Origin of the sequence: Flectobacillus sp. (assembly GCF_049240685.1) — a bacterium.
In the GTDB taxonomy this organism is placed as follows: Bacteria; Bacteroidota; Bacteroidia; order Cytophagales; family Spirosomataceae; genus Flectobacillus.
Map to the genome: position 1 here is coordinate 1 of NZ_JBMLSD010000433.1, position 2,737 is coordinate 2,737.

A 2,737-nucleotide genomic window follows, 5' to 3' on the forward strand; every position below is an offset into this window, starting at 1 on the left:
AAGTTGTGACACTTCCTTTTCTACAATTGAAACAACTTCCGTTATCTCAATCGTCCAAAACTCAGGTTGCAAACATCTAAAAAGTGAAATCCATTTATCTTTAAGGTAAGTTATTTTTTCGTCATGTGTCATGTCTAGCCAAGTATCATCAAGTACATCATGGATATGAAAAATTACACTATTTTGAAAAAATGGTGCCTTTGTTGTAGGGAGATAAAAACCTCTTTCTGACGTTACTTCATTTGCAAACCCTCTAAAATAAATTTTCAAACGAACAACTTTAGTTTTAAGATCTATATATTGTTGAAGATGAGTTCTTAATAATTCATCAAACATCTCTTCATACAATAAAAAATCTTTCAATACTTCCTTACTAGCCTTATGTTGACCATAAAATATAAACGATACCTTTCTTTTTCTTGCCATGGGATATAATCTATTTTGATAATTAATTAACATTTCGCCCTCATTGAAATTCTTTCCAGCAAACTGGGCTAGCAACAAAGTCGTCGCTATAATCGCTATAGGTAATTCCACGAAGGGCAAAATTCGTCATTTCAGGTAATATAATCATATAAAACCGAGACAGTATTTCTCCCTCCTATTTTATTTCGGAATCATTTTTTACCTTTGCAAAAAATATATTTGACCATCATTTCCATGAAAAAAATTATTAGCTGGACACTCCGAAACATTCCTCGTAAGTATTTGCAATTAGTTAGTCACTTTGCCATGAACCTATATGCGTTCTTTTTGCGAGGTAATAAGGTGGAATGTACAGTTTGTGGCTCTACATTTTCGAAATTCGTTCCTTATGGTCGTCTTGAGCCTCGTGATAACGCTCTTTGTCCAAACTGCCTTGCGCTCGAACGTCACCGTTTGATGTATTTATACCTTCAACAAAAGACTAATTTCTTCAAAGCCGACCTTAAAGTTTTGCATGTGGCGCCTGAATATTGTTTTATCGACCGTTTCGAAAAAATGAAAAACTTGGACTATATCACCGCTGATATTGAGTCGCCTTTGGCAAAAGTAAAAATGGACTTGCACAATATTCCTTTCGAGGACAATACTTTTGATGTAGTTTTCTGTAATCACGTATTGGAGCACGTCGACGATGATATTCGTTGTATGCAAGAAATGCGTCGTGTACTAAAACCAAACGGTTGGGGTATTATGCAATCGCCACAAGACTGGAACTTGGAAACTACTTTTGAGGATAAAACCATCACCGACCCGAAAGAGCGTGAGCGTCTTTTCAAACAAGATGACCACTTCCGTATTTTTGGTCGTGACTACCACAAACGCCTCGAACAAGGTGGTTGGCATGTAACGCAAGACCGTTTTGTGATGGAAATGCCCAAAGACAAAGTGGAACGCTATGCTCTTCCGAAGGAGGAGATTATTTATTTGTGCGAAAAAAAATAACCCCATCAACACTCATCAATGAAATACTTACCAATAGATAGTCAACTGTTTGTAACAAACAGAGCTAGATTAAACCAGCTATTGAAACCAAAATCTATAGCGATTTTCAACTCAAATGACATTATGCCAACCAATGCGGACGGTACAATGGGCTTCAGACAAAACTCTGATTTGTTTTATTTGAGTGGTATCGACCAAGAAGAAACCATTGTTTTGTTGTTTCCAGATGCGCCAGACCCTCGTATGAGAGAAATTTTATTTTTGCGTGAAACATCAGATTTGATTGCGGTTTGGGAAGGATACAAATACACGAAAGAACACGCAAGAGAGGTTTCGGGCATCCAGACTATTTATTGGACTAGTCAATTTGAGCAAATATTAACTACTTTGGTATTTGAGGCAGATGCCATTTATCTCAACACCAACGAACATATCCGTAATAGCTCTGAGGTACAAACACGCGATGCGAAGTTTATCAACTGGGTAAAAGAGCGCTATCCTTTGCACCGTCTTGAGCGCGTGGCTCCGCTTATGCACCATTTGCGCGTAATCAAAAGCCCTGTAGAGATTGCGCAACTCAACGAAGCTATTCGTATTACAGAATTAGGCTTTAGAAGACTCTTAAATTTTGTAAAACCTGGTGTTACAGAATACGAGGTAGAAGCAGAACTTATCCATGAGTTTGTTCGCAATCGCTCAAAAGGCTTTGCTTATCAGCCAATTATTGCTTCGGGCGCTAATGCTTGTGTATTGCACTATATCGAAAACAGCCGTATTTGTAAAGATGGAGATTTGTTGTTGTTGGACGTAGCAGCCGAATATGCTAACTACAATGCAGATTTAACCCGTACAATTCCTGTCAATGGTCGTTTTACAGCTCGTCAGCGTGCGGTATATGATGCTGTGCACCGTGCTTTCAAATTCGCTAAATCTATCATGCAGGTAGGTGTTTTATGGAGTGAATACCAACACGAGGTAGAAATGTTTATCGAGTCTGAATTGATTGGACTAGGTTTGTTTGATAAAACCGACGTAAAAAATCAAAACCCAGAATCTCCTTTATTCAAAAAATACTTTATGCACGGAACATCACACCACCTAGGTTTGGATGTGCATGATGTTTGGAATCGCTACCGTCGTTTTGAAGAAGGTATGGTATTTACGATTGAACCTGGAATTTATATCCAAGAAGAAGGTCTAGGTGTTCGTCTAGAAAATAATATTTTAGTAACTCAGGATAGCAATATCGATTTGATGGGAAGTATTCCAATGGAAGCTGACGAAATCGAAAGCTTGATGAATGCCTAAA

Annotated in this window: 3 protein-coding genes; 2 read left to right on the top strand and 1 reads right to left on the bottom strand. The window is 37.9% G+C overall.

Going from position 1 to position 2,737, the window contains the following annotated elements; all coding sequences use genetic code 11:
• Positions 1-537: hypothetical protein (locus tag ACOVQ4_RS19850; protein WP_421822345.1), on the bottom strand; the 537-nt coding region annotated here is incomplete at its 3' end.
• 123 nt (positions 538-660) lie between these two features.
• Here ACOVQ4_RS19850 and ACOVQ4_RS19855 point away from each other — a divergent pair.
• A complete protein-coding gene (locus tag ACOVQ4_RS19855) occupies positions 661-1,428 on the top strand; it encodes a class I SAM-dependent methyltransferase (protein ID WP_166552418.1) in 768 nt (255 codons plus the stop codon).
• A gap of 18 nt (positions 1,429-1,446) precedes the next feature.
• Positions 1,447-2,736: an aminopeptidase P N-terminal domain-containing protein gene (locus tag ACOVQ4_RS19860; RefSeq protein ID WP_421822346.1), complete on the top strand. Its 1,290-nt coding sequence runs from the start codon at positions 1,447-1,449 to the stop codon at positions 2,734-2,736.
• Position 2,737 lies beyond the last annotated feature (1 nt).

Excerpts from the sequence above, each read along its gene's own strand:
- ACOVQ4_RS19855 (WP_166552418.1), top strand. The coding sequence starts at position 661 with ATGAAAAAAATTATTAGCTGGACACTCCGAAACATTCCTCGTAAGTAT.
- ACOVQ4_RS19860 (WP_421822346.1), top strand. The coding sequence starts at position 1,447 with ATGAAATACTTACCAATAGATAGTCAACTGTTTGTAACAAACAGAGCT.